Consider the following 17,741-nt stretch of genomic DNA (forward strand, 5'->3'; position numbering starts at 1 on the left):
GACGCGACATTCGCGTCATCACTGCTGGAGTGGTCGGACCACTTCGGTGGTTAGACTGCGCCCACCGGCGACAGGAGAGGTGACGTGAACGAGTCCCCGCCCGGCGGGCCGCCCGCCGCCCCGAAGGGCACGGTGACGCGGCGCGCCATCGAGCGGATCAAGGCGATGATCGGCGATGGCCTGCTGGAGCCGGGCCGGCGGCTGCCGACCGAGCGCGACCTCGCGGCGGAGCTGGGCATCTCCCGCAGCTCGGTGCGGGAGGCGATCCGGGCACTCACGGTCATGGGGGTGCTGGAGGCCCGGCACGGTTCGGGCATCTACGTGACCCAGCTCCGGGCCGGCGATCTGCTGGAGACGTTCGGCGTGATGGCCGACCTCTCGCGGGGCCCGCGCCTGGTGGAGCTGCTGGAGGTGCGGCGCGTCCTGGAGTCGACGGCCGCCGCCCTGGCCGCCGCCCGCATCACCCCGGAACAACTGGAAGCCGTGGAAGGCCACTTGGCGGCGATGAACGCCACCGACGACCCGGAGGAGATCCTCGCCCACGACCTCGCCTTCCACCGCGAGATCGCCGCGGCGGCCGGCAACGAGACGATGGCGGCGATGCTGGAGGGCCTGTCCTCACGCACCTTCCGCGCCCGCGTGCGGCGGGGCCGGCGGGAGGAGGGCGCCTTCGCCCGCACCCGCCGGGAGCACGCCGCGATCCACCGCGCCCTGGCGGCCCGCGACCCGGAGGCGGCACGGGCGGCGGCGGCCGCCCACGTGGCCGGGGTCGAACAGTGGCTGCGGGACCGGACGGACCCCGGGGACCCCTCGACGTGACGCGTCGGGCGGGGCCCGGTTCTCCCCGCACTCGCGGTGACACCTGTACGCCCGCACACCGGGGGCGCCTGCGACCGAGCGGGTCGGCCGGCGCGGTGGTGGCGGGCCTGACGGACGTGTCGGAACCGTGCGTCTTCGGCACCGCTGAGGGCGTACACGGCACCGCCCTCAACTCGCGGGACACCTCGCGCGCGGTGGGCGGTTCGTCCGGTGGCAGCGCGGTGGCGGTGCCGGCGCGGTGGCGGTGGCGGCGCGGTGGCGGTGGCGGCCGGGAGGGCGCCGCTCGACCGATGAGCGGCCGGGGTCCGCGGGCACGGTGTCGCCGGGGCCTCGTGTCGCATGGGCGTGCTGTCCGCACGCCCATGCGCCCGGCGGTCGCGAGCGGTCCGCCGGCGTCAGTCGACGCTGGGCAGGATGTGAGGTTCGTTGAGGTCGTCCTCGTACCCCGCCAGCCGGATGGGGGCGGAGCGCGCCCACACGTCGAGGCTGCCGATCTCTCCGGGCCGGCGGCCCGCACGCTCCGTGCGTTCCTTGGGGCGTTGCTCGCTTTTCGTCTTCTCCGGTGTCACCGCGCACTCCTTATGTGTCGGTCACCCTCGGGGCGTGCCGGTCGGTCTGCGGATCCGGCGTCTGGCGCCCCTCGGGTCTGGCTCAAGGGCAGTTCTGACGCGGTGGCGCCGGCAAACTCCAGAAGGAGCAGGCCGCTGTGAACCGGCTTGTCCCATGACGGACGGTGGGTGTGGGGTGGCACTCCGTCCTGCTGTCCGTCGGCTACAGAGTAACCAGATGAGCGGGATACCGCTCGATCGGGCTGAAAATTTGGGGTAACCATGGCAAGTCACCCGTGTGTCCCCGCAGATGATTCAACCCCTTCCTCCCTGGAAGCACCCTTGACCTTCACTCGTACGGCGTACGCGGACGCACAGGCGTGCCGTCACCGTCGCGCGGTTCAGGTCCCGTTGGCCCGGCCGCAAACTCGCCGTGCTCTGCTGGCGTACCGCTACGGCCGTCTCGCGGGAGGACCGACGCATGGAACTGCGCAGCGTCGAGGAGCTGATGGATCTGCTGCACACCGGGCGCGGGGTGCACGACACCGGCGCCCCGCACCCCCACGGAGCGCACGGGGGCGGCGCGCGGAGGATCGGAACGCGCGGAATCGACGTGCGCGGAGTCGACGTGCACGACCACGCGCTGCAGACCGCCGCGCTGCTGCGCCGCGCCCGCCCCGCCGACAAGGAACTCCAGGTGGCCGGACTGGTCCACCCCGTCGGCCTGCTGCTGGCGCCGTCCGACCGGGCGGGGCGGGCCGGGCGCGCCGCCGACGCCGTACGGGCGCTGCTCGGTGAGCGGGTGGCGGGACTGGTGCGGCGGCATCCCTGGAACGGGCCGGCCGACGACGACCTGGCCGTGCTGCGGCAGGCCGACGAGGACGGCCGGGTCGCCGGGTTCGACGCGGGGGTGCTGGAGGACTGGCGGACCGTGCTGGAACTGGTGGCGGCCCGCGCCTCACGACTGCGCGCCGTCGACTGGCGCGAGGCCGCGAGCCGTAGGCCACCTCACGACTGAGGAGGGTCGGCCGACTCGCGGCCGCGGGCGGTCGGCTGACGGCCCGTCACCCACCGCCCGCCGAGTGCCGCCGTCACCACTTGCCGGGTGCGTAGTCCTTGAGGAAGACGCCGTACAGGTCCTCGCCCGACTCGCCGCGCACGATGGGGTCGTAGACGCGGGCCGCGCCGTCGACCAGGTCGAGCGGGGCGTGGAAGCCCTCCTCGGCCAGGCGCAGCTTGTCGTAGTGCGGACGCTCGTCGGTGATCCAGCCGGTGTCGACCGAGGTCATCAGGATGCCGTCGGTCTGGAACATCTCCTGGGCGCTGGTGCGCGTGACCATGTTCATCGCGGCCTTGGCGGCGTTGGTGTTGGGGTGGCCGGCGCCCTTGTAGCCGCGGCCGAAGACGCCTTCCATCGCCGAGACGTTCACCACGTAGGCGCGCTTGCCGGAGGCTCGGCGTGCCGCCTCGGCCATGGCCGGGCGGAGTTTGCTGATCAGGATGAAGGGCGCCGTGTAGTTGCACAGCTGGGTCTCGAGCAGCTCCACCGGGGAGATCTGCTCGATGGTCTGCACCCAGGTGTTGGTGTCGACGACGTCGGGGACCAGACCGCCCGCGTCGATGGCGGTGCCGTCCAGGTGCCGGGCGACGCTGGCGTTGCCGGCGACCAGGGCGAGGTCGGCGACCTGCTGCGCGTCCATGCCGCTGGTGCCGAGGGGCAGCGCGGCGAGGCCGTCGACCGCCCCGGAGTTGAAGGCGCCGATGACGTGGTGGGCGGGCAGCTCACCGGCGGGCAGCGGGGCGCTCTCGCCGTCGACCAGGGCGGCGTAGGCGGAGGGCAGCCGGCGTACGGTCTGCGTCGCGTTGTTGATCAGGATGTCGAGCGGGCCCTGCTCGGCGACCTGGTCGGCCAGCGCCACGGCCTGTGCCGGGTCGCGCAGGTCGATGCCGACGACCTCCAGGCGGTGGATCCAGTCCGCCGCGTCGTCCATCGCCTTGAAGCGGCGGATCGCGTCCTTCGGGAAGCGGGTCGTGATCGTGGTGTGCGCTCCGTCGCGCAGCAGCCGGAGCGCGATGTACATGCCGATCTTGGCGCGGCCGCCGGTGAGCAGCGCGCGCTTGCCGGTGAGGTCGGCGCGGGCGTCGCGGCGGGCGCGGTTCTCGGCGGCGCACTCCGGGCAGAGCTGGTGGTAGAAGTAGTCGACCTCGACGTAGCGCGCCTTGCAGGTGTAGCAGGAGCGGGGTCGCTGGAGTATCCCCGCGATCGTGCCCTCCTCCGTGCGGGAGGAGGGCAGGATGCCCTCGGTCTCGTCGTCGATGCGCTGGGCGGAACCGGTCGCGGTGGCCTCGGTCACGGCCCGGTCGTGGGCGGTCTTGGCGGCCCGGCGCTCCTGGCGGCGGCGCTGCTTGACCGAGCGGTAGATGCCTGCGGTGGCCCGGCGCACGGTGATCGCGTCGGGGTGGTCGACGTCGAGCTGGTCGAGTTCCTCCAGTACGGCGAGGCAGACCGCCAGCCGCTCCGGGTCGATGCCGGGCCCGTGCACGACCTCGTCGACGGCCTTGTCCATGGCCTCGTCCACGGCCTCGTCCATGGCCGCCGGGCCGTCCTCTGTCACCGTCATCGCGCTGCCGTTTCCCTGCTGCCCCGTGCGGCGCTCCGACCGCGCCCGCTTTCGAACCGGGAATTCTACGGAGCACCGGGCCGCCCCTCCAAACCCGCGCGGGTCAAGAGCCGCAGGCCGTGATGAGCGTCTCCACCTCCGCGGTCAGCGCCCGCGCGAACCGGTCGAGATCGGGGACCGCCTCGGCGTCCGCGACCAGGCCGAAGTGGACCAGGCCCCGGTACGTCGAGATCGCCACCGCCAGGGACTGGCCGCGGGCGAGCGGGGCGTAGGGGTAGATCTCGGTCACCGGGTTCCCGGCGAGCTTCAGGCCGATGCCCGGCAGCGGCACGCTGGTGACGAGGATGTCGAACCAGAGCCGGGCGGCCTGACTGACCAGGGGGCCGCCGAGGCGGTGGCCGAGGGCGGGGACGTGATCGGCGAGCAGGGCGACGGCGCCCGCGCCGCGGCCGGGTCCGGCGTCCTTGTTGCGGTCCATGGCGGCACGGACCGCGCCGAGCCGGCCGAGCGGGTCGGGATCGTCGACGGGCAGCCTCATCAGGTACCCGGAGAGCCGGTTGCCCTGCGGGTGGGCGGTGCGCGGGCGGCGCTGGGAGACGGGGATGAGGGCGCGCGGGGTCACACCGGCGCTGCCGTCGCCGCGCTCGTCGAGCCAGGTGCGCAGCGCCCCGGCGACGACCGCGATCAGCACGTCGTTGACGGTGCCGCCGACGACCTTGCGCACCCGGTGCACGTCGTCGAGGTCGACGGCCACGCCGCCGGTGCGGCGGGTGCCGGTGGGCCCGGCGGTGAGGGCGGTGGTGGAGCGCACGCCGAGGGTGTGGACGGCGACGGAGGCGCCGATGTCGAGGGCGCGGCCCACGTCGGACAGGGCGTCGGACAGGGCTCCACGCAGCAGACCGGGCAGTGCGCGCACCTCGGGCAGGCCGCGGGCCGGCGCCGCCGGGCGGGGCCGGGGGGCGGGCAGGTCCAGGGGGTCCAGGACGGCGGCGGCGAGGGTCAGCGCGCGCAGACCGTCGGCGAGGGCGTGGTGGAACTTGAACAGGACGGCGAAGCCGTCGCCCGCCTCGCCCGGCAGGACGTGCGCCTCCCACGGGGGCCGGCCGCGGTCCAGCGGGTGCTCCATGAGCCGCCCGGACGCCGCCTGGAAGTCGGCGGTGGGCGCGTGCAGGCGCACGTGGTGCAGCGGGTCGAACTCCGGGTCGGGTTCGCGGACCGCACCGCCGAGGGAGAGCGGCGCGGTGAGCGGCCCCCACACGTCCCGGATCCGCATGCGCAGCCCGGGGACGGCGGCGGCCCGGCCGGCGAGCAGGTCGGCGGCGTGGGCGGCGGCGCCTGCCGAGGGCGCGGCGAAGACGCCCAGCGCGCCGAGGTGCATCGGGTTCTCGGGAGTCTCGATGTTCCAGAACGCCAGATCGAGGGGTGCGAGCGGATCAGCGGTCACGGGCTTGCCTCGCGTCGACGGAGAGTGAGCCCGTAGTCAACCGCCCCCGCGCGATCACGGTCAAGCACGATCGGGCTACACACAGTTAAGAACCCGTTACGTATGCGTCAAAAGGAGTATCGGCTTCGAAATGGTGATCGACGGGACCGCCTGGCCGGCGACACTCCCGTGCACGGCACTTCTCCGCCTTCTCCGTACCGCGCTCACGACACCCGCTGCCCCTTGCCCAGGGCGATGACGCCCGCCTTCGACACCGAGTACAGCTCCGCGTCCCGCTCCGGGTTCACGCCGATCGTCGCGCCCGGCGGCACCTCGACGTTCTTGTCCAGGATCGCCCCGCGCACCACCGCGCCCCGCCCGATGTGGACGTTGTCGTGCAGGATCGAGCCCTGCACGACCGCACCCGGGTCGACCAGGACGCCCGGTGACAGCACCGAGCGGGAGACCTGCCCCCGGATGAGGCAGCCCGCACTGATGATCGACTCGCTGGCGATGCCGCCCGCGTTGAAACGCGCCGGGGACAGCTGACCCGAGTGGGTGTAGATCGGCCAGCTGCGGTTGTACAGGTTGAACGCGGGCCGCTCGGCGATCAGGTCCATGTGGGCGTCGTAGTACGCGTCGAGCGTGCCCACGTCCCGCCAGTAGCCCTGGTCGCGGGTGGTCTCGCCCGGCACGTGGTTCTCGCTGAAGTCGTACACCTGGGCCTCACCGCGGTCGGTGAGCTGGGGCAGGATCGAGCCGCCCATGTCGTGCACCGAGTGCTCGTCCTCGGCGTCCCGCTGGAGCGCCTCGATGAGGGCCTTGGTGGTGAAGACGTAGTTGCCCATGGAGGCGAACACGCACTCCGGGTCGTCCGCGAGGCCCGGCGGGTCGGCGGGCTTCTCCAGGAACCGCTCCACCGTCTGCCCGTCCGAGCCCGCCGTGATCACGCCGAAGGACGCGGACTCGGCGCGCGGCACCCGGATGCCGGCCACCGTCACGCCCGCGCCGCTGTCGATGTGCTGGGCGAGCATCTGGCGCGGGTCCATGCGGTACACGTGGTCGGCGCCGAACACCGCCACGTACTCGGGGCGCTCGTCGTAGATCAGGTTCAGCGACTGGAGGATGGCGTCGGCGCTGCCCAGGTACCAGCGCGGGCCGAGGCGCTGCTGGGCCGGGACCGGGGTGACGTAGTTGCCGAGCAGGCTCGACATCCGCCAGGTGGTGGTGATGTGCCGGTCCAGCGAGTGCGACTTGTACTGGGTCAGGACGCAGATGCGCAGGATGTCGGCGTTGACGAGGTTGGACAGCACGAAGTCGACGAGACGGTACGTCCCGCCGAAGGTGACCGCGGGCTTGGCGCGGTCCGCCGTGAGAGGCATCAGGCGTTTGCCCTCGCCGCCCGCCAGCACGATTCCGAGGACCGAAGGTCCACCACGACGCATGGCCGCTCCCCTCACCCTGATTGATCCATTGCTGCCCCGCACGGGGCGCACTACGCCTGTTTGAGGGTGTCCTCGTAGAGCCGGACCGTGCGCCGGGCGACCGCGTCCCAGCCGAACTCCTCCACCGCGCGCACCCGTCCGGCCTCGCCCATGCGGCGGGCCGTCGCCGGATCGCCCAGCACGGAGTCCAGGGCCCGCGCGAGCCCCGCCTCGAAGACGCCTGCGTCCTCCTCCCCCTCCGCCGCGGGGACCAGCAGTCCGGTCACGCCGTCCTCGACGACTTCCGGGATGCCTCCGACCCGGGAGGCCACGACGGGCGTGCCGCAGGCCATCGCCTCCAGGTTGACGATGCCGAGCGGCTCGTACACCGAGGGGCAGACGAAGACGGCCGCGTGGGTGAGGAGCTGGATGACCTCCGGACGCGGCAGCATCCGCGGGATCCAGTGCACGCCGTCCCGGGCCCTGCTCAGTTCCGCGAACAGCTCACGGAACTCGCGGTCGATCTCGGGGGTGTCGGGCGCGCCCGCGCACAGCACGACCTGGGCCGCCGGGTCGATGTCCCGGACGGCGCGCAGCAGGTGCGGGACGCCCTTCTGGCGGGTGATGCGGCCGACGAACAGCACGTACGGGCGGGCCGGGTCGACGCCGATCCGGTTGAGGGCGTCCGTGCGGTGGTCGGGCCGGTACAGGGCGGTGTCGATGCCGTTGTGGACGACGTGGACCCGTGCCGCGTCCAGCGCCGGGTAGCAGGCGAGGATGTCCTCGCGCATCGCGCCGGACACGGCGATCACCGCGTCGGCGGCCTCCACGGCGGTCCGCTCGGCCCAGCCGGAGAGGCGGTAGCCGCCGCCCAGCTGCTCTGCCTTCCAGGGCCGCAGGGGCTCCAGCGAGTGCGCGGTCACCACGTGCGGGACGCCGTACAGCTCCTTGGCGAGATGGCCGGCGAGGTTGGCGTACCAGGTGTGGGAGTGGACCAGTTCGCGGTCCTCCAGCGCGGCGGCCATGGCGAGGTCCACGGAGAACGTGCGCAGCGCGTCGTTGGCGCCGTCGAGGACGGGCCAGGAGCGGTGGCGCCGGACGCCTTCGGTACGGCCCTCGCCCCAGCAGTGCACCTCCAGATCGACCAGTTCGCGCAGCTCCCGGGCGAGGAACTCGACATGGACACCCGCCCCGCCGTACACGTCCGGGGGGTACTCCCGGGTCAGCAGTCCCACTCGCACCCGGCAACCCCCTGGATTCGCATGTGAAGGCCGGTCCCCTTCATGGTCACCCAGACGGGCCGCGGAGGAAAGAGCGCGGGGGCCGTGGGAAGCAGCAGTCGCCGCAGACCCCGCCGCCGGGCACCCGGTAGTAGAGACAGCAACTGCGGCGGCGGAAGGCGGTTCCGGTGGGGGTCGCGGTGAGGGTTCCGGTGCCGGCCAGGAGGGGGTGGGCGAGGAGTTCGGCGGTGAGGGCGCGGGAGCGGGCGGCGGCGTCGGGGCGGCCGTTCGCCCGCGCCCAGCCCTCGAGCTGCCGGGCCGCGCCGGCCAGCGCCGAGGCGGCGTTGCCGCGCAGCAGGCCGGGCGCGACGCGGTGGCGGGCGCGCAGGGCCGCCGCCAGCGGTTCGAGGTGGCCGTGCAGGACCGTCGCCGCCAGGGTCCGCGCGTCGCCGGGCCGGGCGCGGACCTCCGTCAGCCACAGGTCGTCCGGGGCGCTGCCGTCCGGATCCCAGCGCAGCAGTCCCGGCGCCAGGTCGGGCTGCCCGCCGTAGAGGACGGCGCAGCCGAGCGCGACCGACCAGAGCCGGGCCGCGAGGCCCTGCTGGGCCACGGAGGCGGCGACGCGCGGCTCGGGGGCGCGCAGGGCGCGGGCCACCTTGCCGACGCGGCGGGCCAGGGGGTCGTCGTGCGTACCGGTGGGCGCGGCGGCGGGCGCGGCCGCGTAGGCCTGCGCGAGCGTCGGCAGCGGCCGGTCCGGCTCTGCGTCCGGGGCGGTGGGCGGTGTCGTGCGCAGCGCGAAGAAGCCGCCCAGGGCGCGCAGTGCCGTCAGTCGGGGGTCGAGGTCCACGACGTGCAGTAGTACCAAGGGGGGCCGGGGCCGCCGTCGGGGGGTCGCCGTCACGGGAGCCGCCGTAGGGGGGTGCCGCGGGCACGGGGACGCCGTCGCGGGGGCCGCCGTAGGGGAGATCCCTGGCGTATCCCCCACCCTGGGGAGGAGTGGGAACGCCTCGTACTCCATCGGTAGTAGGACTCATTGAGTGCTCAGGGACGACGACGGGAACAGATCGACAGGGCATCGTGTTGCTCATGAGAGCCGACCGTTCACCGCGCCGGGCCCCGGGCCCCCGCCTCACGCAGAGGAGCGGCTCATGAGCGCCCTCGCGTTGTCCGTGGTCCTGTCGCTCGTCTCCGCCGTGGCGTACGCGGCCGGGGCGATCGTGCAGGAGCAGGTCGCGGTGTCCTCCCCCGACGAGCAGTACGCCCCGCTGCGGCGGCCCGGCTGGTGGGCGGCGGTCGGGCTGAACGGTCTCGGCGGCCTGCTGCACGTCGTGGCGCTCGCGTACGGTCCTCTCAGCCTGGTCCAGCCGCTGGGCGCGCTCACCATCGTCTTCGCGCTGCCGATGGCCGCGCTGTTCGTGGGCCGCAGGGCCGGGGCGACGGCCTGGCGCGGCGCCGTCATGGCGACCGTCGGTCTGGCCGGTCTGCTCTCCCTGGTCGGCGCGGCCGAGGCGCAGTCGCTCAGCACCCCGCAGCGGGTGGGCGCGGCGCTCGTCACGGGTGGCGCCGTCGTGGCGCTGATGGTCGCCGGCCGGGCCGCGCACCGGCACCCCGCGGTGCGCAGCATGCTGCTGGCGACCGGCTCCGGCATAGCGTTCGGCATGTCGTCGGTGTTCACCAAGACCGTCGCGGTCGACTGGGCCGACGGCGTCTCGGCGGCCGACCTGCCCTCCCTGGCCGTGATCGGCGTCCTGGCCACGGCCGGCATGCTGCTGTCGCAGGCCTCCTACCGCGGCGCGGGGCTCGCGGCCCCCCTGGCCACGCTGACCGTGGTGAACCCCGTGGTGGCGGCGGCCGTCGGCATCACGATGTTCGGCGAGACCTTCCGCTACGGCGCCACGGGCACCGCGCTCGCCCTGAGCTGTGGTGTGGTGGCGGCCGGTGGCCTGATCCTGCTGACGACCGAGCGGCTGGCGAACAGCCGGCCGGAGACCGACGGCCCGCGGCACGAGGAGGCGCGGACGGTCCCCACGGGAGTCGTGGCGCCCGTGGCCGACCTCCTCGTCGTGTTTCCGGAACCTGCTGACGGCACTGCCGCGGCGCGGCCCCGCGCGGCGGTCGCGGAGTCCGCTGCGGCACACGCCGCGGAGCGGATGGCTCTCGCGTTCCCGGAACTGCCGGCCGGACCGGCCGTCGTCCCGGCGTCCGCGGAAGCCTCCCCGCAGGTGACCGACGCCGTACCGGCCCCGGTGGTGGCGGACGGGGCGGTGACTCCCGGGGAACCGTCGGCGCCGGTGGTGCCTGCTCCCGCGCCCGTGCCGTTGCCGCTGTACGGGCCGTTCTACGGCGGGCCGTACGTCCCGATGCCGGTCCTCGACCGGCACCGGGTGCGCATCAGATCCTGACGCCGCCGGCCCTCAGATAGGTCAGGGGGTCGATGTCCGAGCCGAATCCGGGCCCTGTCCGCACTTCGAAGTGCAGATGCGGGCCCGTGCTGTTGCCGGTGGAACCGGAACGGCCGATGCGCTGACCGGCGCCCACGGACTGCCCGTCCCGCACGGAGATCGCCGACAGGTGCGCGTACTGCGAGTAGCGGCCGTCGGAGTGCCGGACGACCACCTGGTAGCCGAAGGAACCGCCCCAGCCCGCGCTGACCACCGTGCCCGGGGCGACGGACTTCACGGACGTGCCGGTGGGCACGGGGAAGTCGACGCCGGTGTGGTAGCCCTTCGACCACGAGGAACCCGTCGCGTGGTACGGCGTGCCGAGCCCGGCGTCGACAGGGGCGACGAGGGAGCGGCCGGTCTGCTTCTTCTCCGTGGCCGACTTCTTGCCCGTGGACTTCTTGCCCGTGGACTTGTCGTCCGTGGACTTGTCGTCGGTGGACTTCTTCCCGGTCGGCTTCTTCTTCCCGGTGGTCCCCTCCCGCACCGGTTCGCCGCGCTCCGTGCCGGGAGCCCCGGCCGCCGCGGCCCGGCCGCGCAGGTCCAGCCGCTGGCCGGGCACGATGAGGTCGGGATCCGTCCCGATCGTCGTCCGGTTGGCGGCGTACAGCCCACGCCAGCCGCCCCGGACGTCCTTGGCGTCGGCGATCTCCGAGAGGGTGTCGCCGTGCACGACCGTGTACATCCGGGCGGTGCCGGCCCGCGACTGGGGTGTGGTCTGCGGCTGGACGTCCTTGAGGGTGTTGGCCGGCCTGGCGGCGGTCTTCGCGGACGCGCCGGCCGGCCCGATGTCGGGGGCCTCGCCGCCGGCGGTCAGCCCGGCCCGCCCCGAGCAGGCGGGCCAGGCACCCGGCCCCTGACCGTCCAGCACCCGCTCCGCCACGGCGATCTGCTGGTCCTTGGTGGCCAGATCCGCGCGCGGCGCGTACCGGGTGCCGCCGTACGCCTCCCAGGTGGACTGGCTGAACTGCAGGCCGCCGTAATAGCCGTTGCCCGTGTTGATGTTCCAGTCGTTGGTCGACTCGCAGGCGGCGACCTTGTCCCAGGTGTCCACGTCCGCCGCCTGGGCGGCTCCGGCGCCGATGAGCGGAATCGCCATGCCGGCGCCGCCCGCCGTGACGGTGAGCGAGGCCCGGTTGATCCTGTTCGGCTGATACCGGCGGTGCCGACCGCGTGCGGCCATGGAGATCCCCCTCGACATGCGTCAGGAGGGGCAAAAGTAAGGTCCGCTCACTGCCCGTGACAAGACGACAATCGGCCGCACTGGCTCAACTGAGCCGGACCACGGACTTGTTGCGTGACCGCTGAGACGGATGGGCCTCGTGTTCGTATTCGGGTGGGCGACTTGGCGTGTCCAGCACGTGCGAGGGGTGCACCGACGCGACAGGATGTGCACGGGCCGGCACCTGCGTCGACGAGCACGGGTCGCGCACGGATCACGGGCCGGCCGGCCACAGACTTTTACAGATTTTCCAAGGAGCCAACCGCATGACCAACTCAGCCCAGATCGGCGTCACGGGACTCGCGGTCATGGGCCGCAACCTCGCCCGCAACTTCGCCCGCAACGGCTACACGGTCGCCCTGCACAACCGGACGGCGGCGCGCACGCACGCCCTCGTGGAGGAGTTCGGCGGCGAGGGCGAGTTCATCGCGGCCGAGACCGCCAAGGAGTTCGTGGCGGCGCTGGAGCGCCCCCGCCGCCTGGTGATCATGGTGAAGGCCGGGGAGCCGACCGACGCGGTGATCCAGGAGTTCGCGCCGCTGCTGGAGCCCGGCGACATGATCATCGACGGTGGCAACGCGCACTTCGCGGACACCCGGCGCCGTGAGCGCGAGCTGCGGGAGCAGGGCATCCACTTCGTCGGCACGGGCATCTCCGGCGGCGAGGAGGGCGCGCTGCACGGCCCCAGCATCATGCCGGGCGGCTCCCCGGAGTCGTACGGGTCGCTGGGTCCCATGCTGGAGAAGATCTCCGCCAAGGCGGCCGACGGGGCGCCCTGTGTGACGCACGTCGGTCCGGACGGCGCCGGACACTTCGTGAAGATGGTCCACAACGGCATCGAGTACGCCGACATGCAGCTGATCGGTGAGGCGTACCAGCTGCTGCGGGACGTCGCCGGGTACTCCCCCGCCGAGATCGCGGACATCTTCCGCACCTGGAACACCGGCCGGCTGGACTCGTACCTGATCGAGATCACGGCCGAGGTGCTGTCGCACGTGGACGCGGCGACGGGCGAGCCGTTCGTGGACGTGGTGGTGGACCAGGCCGAGCAGAAGGGCACCGGCCGCTGGACCGTGCAGATCGCGCTGGACCTCGGGGTGCCGGTGTCGGGCATCGCGGAGGCCGTCTTCGCCAGGTCGCTGTCGGGCCACGCGGCGCTGCGGGAGGCCTCGCGCGGCCTGTCCGGACCGAAGGCGGCGCCCCTGGACCGGGCCGAGGCGCAGGCCTTCGCGGACCGGGTCGAGCAGGCGCTGTACGCCTCCAAGATCGTCTCGTACACGCAGGGCTTCCACGAGATCGCCGCGGGCGGCGCGGAGTACGGCTGGGACATCGACCTCGGTGCCGTCTCGGCGATCTGGCGGGGCGGCTGCATCATCCGGGCGGCCTTCCTCGACCGCATCCGCGCCGCCTACGACGCGCGGCCGGACCTGCCGAGCCTGCTGTCCGACGAGACCTTCGCCTCGGAGATCGGGGCCGCGCAGGACGCGTGGCGCGAGGTGCTGGTCGCCGCGACGCTCCAGGGCGTGCCGACGCCGGGCTTCGCGGCGGCGCTCGCCTACTACGACGCCCTGCGCGCCGAACGGCTGCCCGCCGCCCTGACGCAGGGACAGCGGGACTTCTTCGGGGCGCACACCTACCGGCGGGTGGACCGGGACGGATCGTTCCACACGCTGTGGGGCGGGGACCGGTCGGAGGTGTCGGCGTGACCGTCCGCCCCTGAGGGGTCCGTTGCGGTGGGCGGCGTCCTTGCGGGGTGCCGCCCACCGCTCGTCGGTCCGTGAACCCGGGGTCAGCTGAGCGGGGGGCCCGGCTCCGGGTTCGGGACCGGCTCCGGGCCCGGCGGGATCGGGGACGGGTCCGGTTCCGGCGATGGTGGGCCGGGATGCGGTGGAGTCGGCTGGGGAGTCGGCTGCGGATCCGGTCCGGGAACGGGCGGGACGGGCTCCGGCCCCGGGGGTGGTTCGGGGTTCGGGACCGGGCTGGGGTACGGGTCGGGAACCGGTGTCGGCGGCGGCTGGACGGGGTCGGGGTACGGGTTCGTCATCGTGTCCTCCGGGCCGGGGGCGAACGTGGCTCTGGACTACTCCCCCGCCTACCCGACGGCGGCGCACGCAGTCACCCGGTGGTGGCACGCGGTGCGCCCGGCCGGGTCCCACGCCGGGCGGGGTCGCCGGGCACCGGGCGGGGTCACGGGTCCCCCACCGCGGGGGGGACGGGTGCCGGGGGTCAGCGGCGACGCGCTGCCTCCGCGCCCGCGGCCAGGCCCGGCCCGGGACTGCTGAACACCGGTACCGCGGTGGTGGTGAGGTGCTGGGCGGGGGCCATGGAGGCCTGGGCCAGCACGACCGCGTCGGCCTCGGCGTCGGTGACCGCGTCGGCGGTGGCGGCGACGAGGCGGACGTAGCCCTCGGTGTCACCGGCCTCGAAGCGGTCCCAGGCGCCGTCGACGAGCAGCGTGCGCACCGCGACGGGGCGGCCCGCTCGGGCCGCCTCCTCCGTCACGAGCTCTGCGGTGGGGCCGAGGGTGCTCTCCAGGGCCGCCAGGACGACGACCCGCGGGCCCGCGGCGACCGCGGCGGCGGCCATCGGCCGGTCGACGCGCAGCACGGGGACGCCCGGCGCGGCCGACTCCGCGACCGCGCCGAGGGTGGAGCAGGTGCACAGCACCGCCCGCGCCCCGTCGGCGACGGCACGCGCGAGCACGGCCCGTACGTCGGCGGCGACCGCGTCGGGCCCCCGGTCCCGCGCCCGGATCAGCAGGTCCTCGTCGACGAAGTGCCGCAGTTCCAGGCCGGGGTGGGCCCGGTCACGCAGGGCGTCGAACACGGGCACGTGGACGGGCGAGGTGTGCAGGAGGGCGAGCATCCAGGCCGCTCAGAACCGGCCGGGGTGGGCGCGCAGCCACTCCTTGGCGGCCCTCAGCAGCGCGGGGTCGGGCGCCGGAGCCTCCTCGGGGTGACGCGCGGCCCACTTCACGACGTACGGGCAGAGCGGGGCCACGGGGACGCCCTCGCGCCCGGAGACGGCGTACAGCTCGCGGGCCAGGGAGCCGGCGATGCCCTTGCCCTCGTGGGCCGGCTCGACGATCGTGTGCACCGGTACCAGGGCGGGCGCGGGCGACTCCAGCACGAAGTACTCGATGCGACCGACGACTTCGCCGCCCTCGCCGAGGGCCTCGAGGCGGCCGGCCGGCCGGTCGTCGCGGATGCCGATGTCGCTCATGGACTCTCCTGGGACTGCTGGGGACCGGTGGTGCGGGGGGGGTCAGACGGACACGGCCTGCGGGCTGCGCTCCTGGTCCGAGCCCGGCACCGGTTCCGCCGGGTCGGCGCCCAGGGCCACGATCCGGTTGTCGCGGTCCACATGCACGACGCGGGGCTTCAGCTCTCGCGCCTCGGCGTCGGTGACCTGAGCGTAACTGATGATGATCACCAGGTCTCCGGGGTGCACGAGATGGGCGGCGGCCCCGTTGATCCCGACGACCCCCGAGCCGCGCTCCCCTTCGATGACGTACGTCTCCAGCCGCGCGCCGTTGGTGACGTCGACGATGTGCACCAGCTCACCCGGCAGCAGATCGGCGGCGTCCAGCAGGTCCGCGTCGATGGTCACCGACCCCACGTAGTGCAGGTCGGCCTGGGTGACGGTGGCACGGTGGATCTTGGACTTGAACATTGTACGCAACATCGGGGTACTCCCACAAGTAGGCTCCCTGCCTGCGTTTTTGCAGGTCAAGGGCTGTTTCGACACCCTACAACGAGTCGCATGTTCGGGCAGCTGTCCCCAGGTTTTTCAGGACTCATGCTGACCACTTGCTGACTTTCCTGACGCCCCGTCAGGTGGCTGGAGGAGGGCTTCGCCCACTCTCGCGGACCCCACCGCGGCGACGACCCAAGCCTACGCAGCACCCCCCGAAGGACGTCCGTGATCACCGTCACGCGGACGGTCTGGAAGGCGGTCAGGAGCGAAGGCACTCGACCGGAAGTCGGACCACGCGCCGCCATGGGTCAGCCGGCCCAGGCCCCTCGTATCCCGTCTCAAAGGAGGAGGCGCCCACAGCTCCATGAATCTGAATGGCCGAAGCAGCGCGGCAACATAGCGGCGGATCGCCGGTTAGCCAAACCGGCGATTCTCACGACCATGACTGTGGCTCGTCCGGTGGCTCTTGGCGGTGGCACAGGGCGGGCGTCAAGGACGTTTGAAATTCGACCAGAGCAGAGCGCGAGCCGCTGCCGCGATCAGGCTCAGGCCAGCCTCAAGGAGTCATCTTGCCCATGGGACCGCAGTCGCACCCCGACGAGACCCGCACCGATATCGACTCGTCGCGCAGGCGCCGTAGCGTCGAGCCCGTCCTTATGGACACTTCTGAGGTAGCTGCGATGCTCAATATGTCCACGAGCTGGGTCTACAAAGAGGCATCGAAACTGGGCTTGAAGGGCTACAAGCTCGGCCGAGGCAGGAACGCCAAGGTCCTGTACAAGAGGGCCGAGGTCTTCAAGTGGCTGGAGCAGCAGAAGATCCATTAGTAGCGGGCAGTTTCTTGTCGGCCCCGGACTCACAGACACACAGCAGTCGCCGACACAGTGGCTGCTGGAGATCCCGGTGTCCCGACTTCCTCACGGCCGGTTTCGGCTTGCATCGCGTTGCTCGGTGTCCTGATCAGGATGAAAGCACCTCAGGCTGACCTCTTGGCCGATTAGAGTGTGGCGGGCAAGAGCGCCGATCGGGTGAGGCGCGGTGGAAAGGTGAGTCGGTGCGGATGAGCGGGGTGCCCACGCGGATCGGCCGGTACACGGTGGCGCGGGAGCTCGGCTCGGGCGGGATGGGTGAGGTCTATCTCGCCTACACGCCCGCAGGCGATCCCGTCGCGGTGAAGGTGATTCGCAACGACAAGCTCGATCCCCTGACGCGTGCGCGCTTCGAGAAGGAGGCGTTGATCGCCCGCACGGTAATCGGCACGAACCGGGTGGCCCGCTTCCTGGACGCGGATCCTTACGCAGACCGGCCTTGGTTGGCCATGGAGTACGTGGCCGGCCGTACGCTGCTGGCCTGTGTGGACAGCGACGGTGCACTTCCGCTGCCGCTGGCGGCCAGCCTTGGGGCGTTGCTCGCCGAAGGCTTGTCGGCAGTCCACGCCGCGGGGTTGCTCCATCGAGACCTGAAGCCGCAGAACGTCATCCTGGGCGATGACGGCCCGATGATCATCGACTTCGGGCTGGGCGCGTTCATGGACTCCACGCAGGAGACGCTGTCACACAGTGGCATGATCATCGGCACCGTCCGATGCATGCCTCCGGAGCAGGCCGGCGGCCATCCACAGGTGTCACCCGCGGCAGATGTGTACGCGCTGGGCACGGTCCTGCTGTACGCGGCGGCCCGCCACTATCCGTACGACGGTTCACGCTGGGAAGCAATCGCGGCACAGGTCACCAATCCCGAGATCGCTCCCGATCTCTCTGGTGTGCCTGCACCGTTGGTGCCCCTGCTGGAGTCGATGCTCGCCCACACGCCGGAGGAGCGGCCGACTCTGCCAGCGGTCTCCGAAACGTGCGCGAGGGTCCTCTCCGGCTCCGGGGTGACACCGGCGGCTGCCCGGCTCGCGCTGATCGCCCACACCAAGGGGGGCGAGGCTCCGTCGACCCCTGGTGAGCCGCCGACGGTGCCGTTCGAGAAGCTCATCCACGAGCAGGCTGATCTTGTCGAGAACAGTGAACCGGTGAGTCCGCTCGACGACCCGCCGCGGGCTTCACTGGCCGAGGCCGACGAACCGGAGCGGGAGCCAGAAGAGCCTGAGGTTTTCCTGCCCAAGCCGACGCCGGAGTCCGGAAGGCGGAGTGACCCTACGAAGGCCGGCGCGGCCAAGGGACGCCCTCTGGCGTCGAAGCGGATCGCGGACGAGCTGCGCGCGTTGTATGCCGCCGATCCCGTTCTGTGACTCCTGCGCTGACAGTGCTGGGTGAGAGTCTTTGTCGGAATGGCGCTCGGACGGCGTAGTCCGTCGTTTACAGGCGTGTGCGGTGTGTGCG

At 72.7% G+C, this 17,741-nt stretch carries 16 protein-coding genes; 6 read left to right on the forward strand and 10 right to left on the reverse strand.

Annotated elements, in window-relative coordinates; translation table 11 throughout:
* Positions 1-84: 84 nt before the first annotated feature.
* Positions 85-819, forward strand: a complete 735-nt coding sequence (locus ACGFQC_RS13515; protein ID WP_363087902.1) for an FCD domain-containing protein — start codon at positions 85-87, stop codon at positions 817-819.
* 395 nt (positions 820-1,214) lie between these two features.
* On the opposite strand, the gene ACGFQC_RS13520 is transcribed toward ACGFQC_RS13515, so the two are convergent.
* On the reverse strand, positions 1,215-1,388 hold the full coding sequence (locus tag ACGFQC_RS13520) for a hypothetical protein (protein ID WP_363087901.1): 174 nt from the start codon (positions 1,386-1,388) through the stop codon (positions 1,215-1,217).
* Positions 1,389-1,848: 460 nt separating this feature from the next.
* Here ACGFQC_RS13520 and ACGFQC_RS13525 point away from each other — a divergent pair, with 460 nt between their 5' ends.
* On the forward strand, positions 1,849-2,385 hold the full coding sequence (locus ACGFQC_RS13525; protein ID WP_363087900.1) for a hypothetical protein: 537 nt from the start codon (positions 1,849-1,851) through the stop codon (positions 2,383-2,385).
* A 73-nt stretch (positions 2,386-2,458) separates the two neighbouring features.
* Here ACGFQC_RS13525 and ACGFQC_RS13530 read toward each other — a convergent pair whose 3' ends face one another.
* From ACGFQC_RS13530 to ACGFQC_RS13550, 5 genes are all read right to left on the reverse strand, one after another.
* Entirely contained in the window at positions 2,459-3,988 is a 1,530-nt protein-coding gene (locus tag ACGFQC_RS13530; RefSeq protein WP_363087899.1) for an SDR family NAD(P)-dependent oxidoreductase, read from the reverse strand.
* Between the two features lie 103 nt (positions 3,989-4,091).
* Positions 4,092-5,432 carry a wax ester/triacylglycerol synthase family O-acyltransferase gene (locus ACGFQC_RS13535; RefSeq protein ID WP_363087898.1) on the reverse strand — a complete coding sequence of 447 codons (1,341 nt, stop codon included), beginning with the start codon at positions 5,430-5,432 and terminating at the stop codon, positions 4,092-4,094.
* Between the two features lie 203 nt (positions 5,433-5,635).
* A complete protein-coding gene (gene glgC, locus ACGFQC_RS13540) occupies positions 5,636-6,856 on the reverse strand; it encodes a glucose-1-phosphate adenylyltransferase (RefSeq protein ID WP_363087897.1) in 1,221 nt (406 codons plus the stop codon).
* Positions 6,857-6,906: 50 nt separating this feature from the next.
* Positions 6,907-8,076: a glycogen synthase gene (gene glgA, locus ACGFQC_RS13545; protein ID WP_363087896.1), complete on the reverse strand. Its 1,170-nt coding sequence runs from the start codon at positions 8,074-8,076 to the stop codon at positions 6,907-6,909.
* A gap of 46 nt (positions 8,077-8,122) precedes the next feature.
* Positions 8,123-8,902 carry a (2Fe-2S)-binding protein gene (locus tag ACGFQC_RS13550; RefSeq protein WP_363087895.1) on the reverse strand — a complete coding sequence of 260 codons (780 nt, stop codon included), beginning with the start codon at positions 8,900-8,902 and terminating at the stop codon, positions 8,123-8,125.
* A gap of 301 nt (positions 8,903-9,203) precedes the next feature.
* Between ACGFQC_RS13550 and ACGFQC_RS13555 the strand changes: the two genes are divergently transcribed.
* Positions 9,204-10,457, forward strand: a complete 1,254-nt coding sequence (locus ACGFQC_RS13555) for a DMT family transporter (protein WP_363087894.1) — start codon at positions 9,204-9,206, stop codon at positions 10,455-10,457.
* Here ACGFQC_RS13555 and ACGFQC_RS13560 read toward each other — a convergent pair.
* Positions 10,447-11,679: a transglycosylase family protein gene (locus tag ACGFQC_RS13560; protein ID WP_363087893.1), complete on the reverse strand. Its 1,233-nt coding sequence runs from the start codon at positions 11,677-11,679 to the stop codon at positions 10,447-10,449. The genes ACGFQC_RS13555 and ACGFQC_RS13560 overlap by 11 nt on opposite strands.
* A gap of 305 nt (positions 11,680-11,984) precedes the next feature.
* Here ACGFQC_RS13560 and gndA point away from each other — a divergent pair, with 305 nt between their 5' ends.
* Positions 11,985-13,424, forward strand: coding sequence for an NADP-dependent phosphogluconate dehydrogenase (gndA, locus tag ACGFQC_RS13565; protein ID WP_363087892.1), 1,440 nt, complete (start codon positions 11,985-11,987; stop codon positions 13,422-13,424).
* 520 nt (positions 13,425-13,944) lie between these two features.
* Here gndA and ACGFQC_RS13570 read toward each other — a convergent pair.
* The 3 genes from ACGFQC_RS13570 to panD are packed head-to-tail and all read right to left on the reverse strand — an operon-like array spanning position 13,945 to position 15,402.
* Positions 13,945-14,583: an aspartate/glutamate racemase family protein gene (locus tag ACGFQC_RS13570; RefSeq protein WP_363087891.1), complete on the reverse strand. Its 639-nt coding sequence runs from the start codon at positions 14,581-14,583 to the stop codon at positions 13,945-13,947.
* A gap of 9 nt (positions 14,584-14,592) precedes the next feature.
* Positions 14,593-14,940 (reverse strand): GNAT family N-acetyltransferase, encoded by a 348-nt coding sequence (locus ACGFQC_RS13575; RefSeq protein WP_363087890.1) that lies wholly within the window; start codon positions 14,938-14,940, stop codon positions 14,593-14,595.
* Positions 14,941-14,982: 42 nt separating this feature from the next.
* Positions 14,983-15,402 (reverse strand): aspartate 1-decarboxylase, encoded by a 420-nt coding sequence (panD, locus tag ACGFQC_RS13580; RefSeq protein ID WP_363087889.1) that lies wholly within the window; start codon positions 15,400-15,402, stop codon positions 14,983-14,985.
* 668 nt (positions 15,403-16,070) lie between these two features.
* Here panD and ACGFQC_RS13585 point away from each other — a divergent pair.
* On the forward strand, positions 16,071-16,241 hold the full coding sequence (locus tag ACGFQC_RS13585; RefSeq protein WP_228679018.1) for a helix-turn-helix domain-containing protein: 171 nt from the start codon (positions 16,071-16,073) through the stop codon (positions 16,239-16,241).
* Positions 16,242-16,474: 233 nt separating this feature from the next.
* Positions 16,475-17,650: a serine/threonine-protein kinase gene (locus ACGFQC_RS13590; RefSeq protein WP_363087888.1), complete on the forward strand. Its 1,176-nt coding sequence runs from the start codon at positions 16,475-16,477 to the stop codon at positions 17,648-17,650.
* Positions 17,651-17,741: the final 91 nt, after the last annotated feature.

This window comes from Streptomyces sp. NPDC048734 (assembly GCF_043198675.1).
GTDB lineage: Bacteria > Actinomycetota > Actinomycetes > Streptomycetales > Streptomycetaceae > Streptomyces.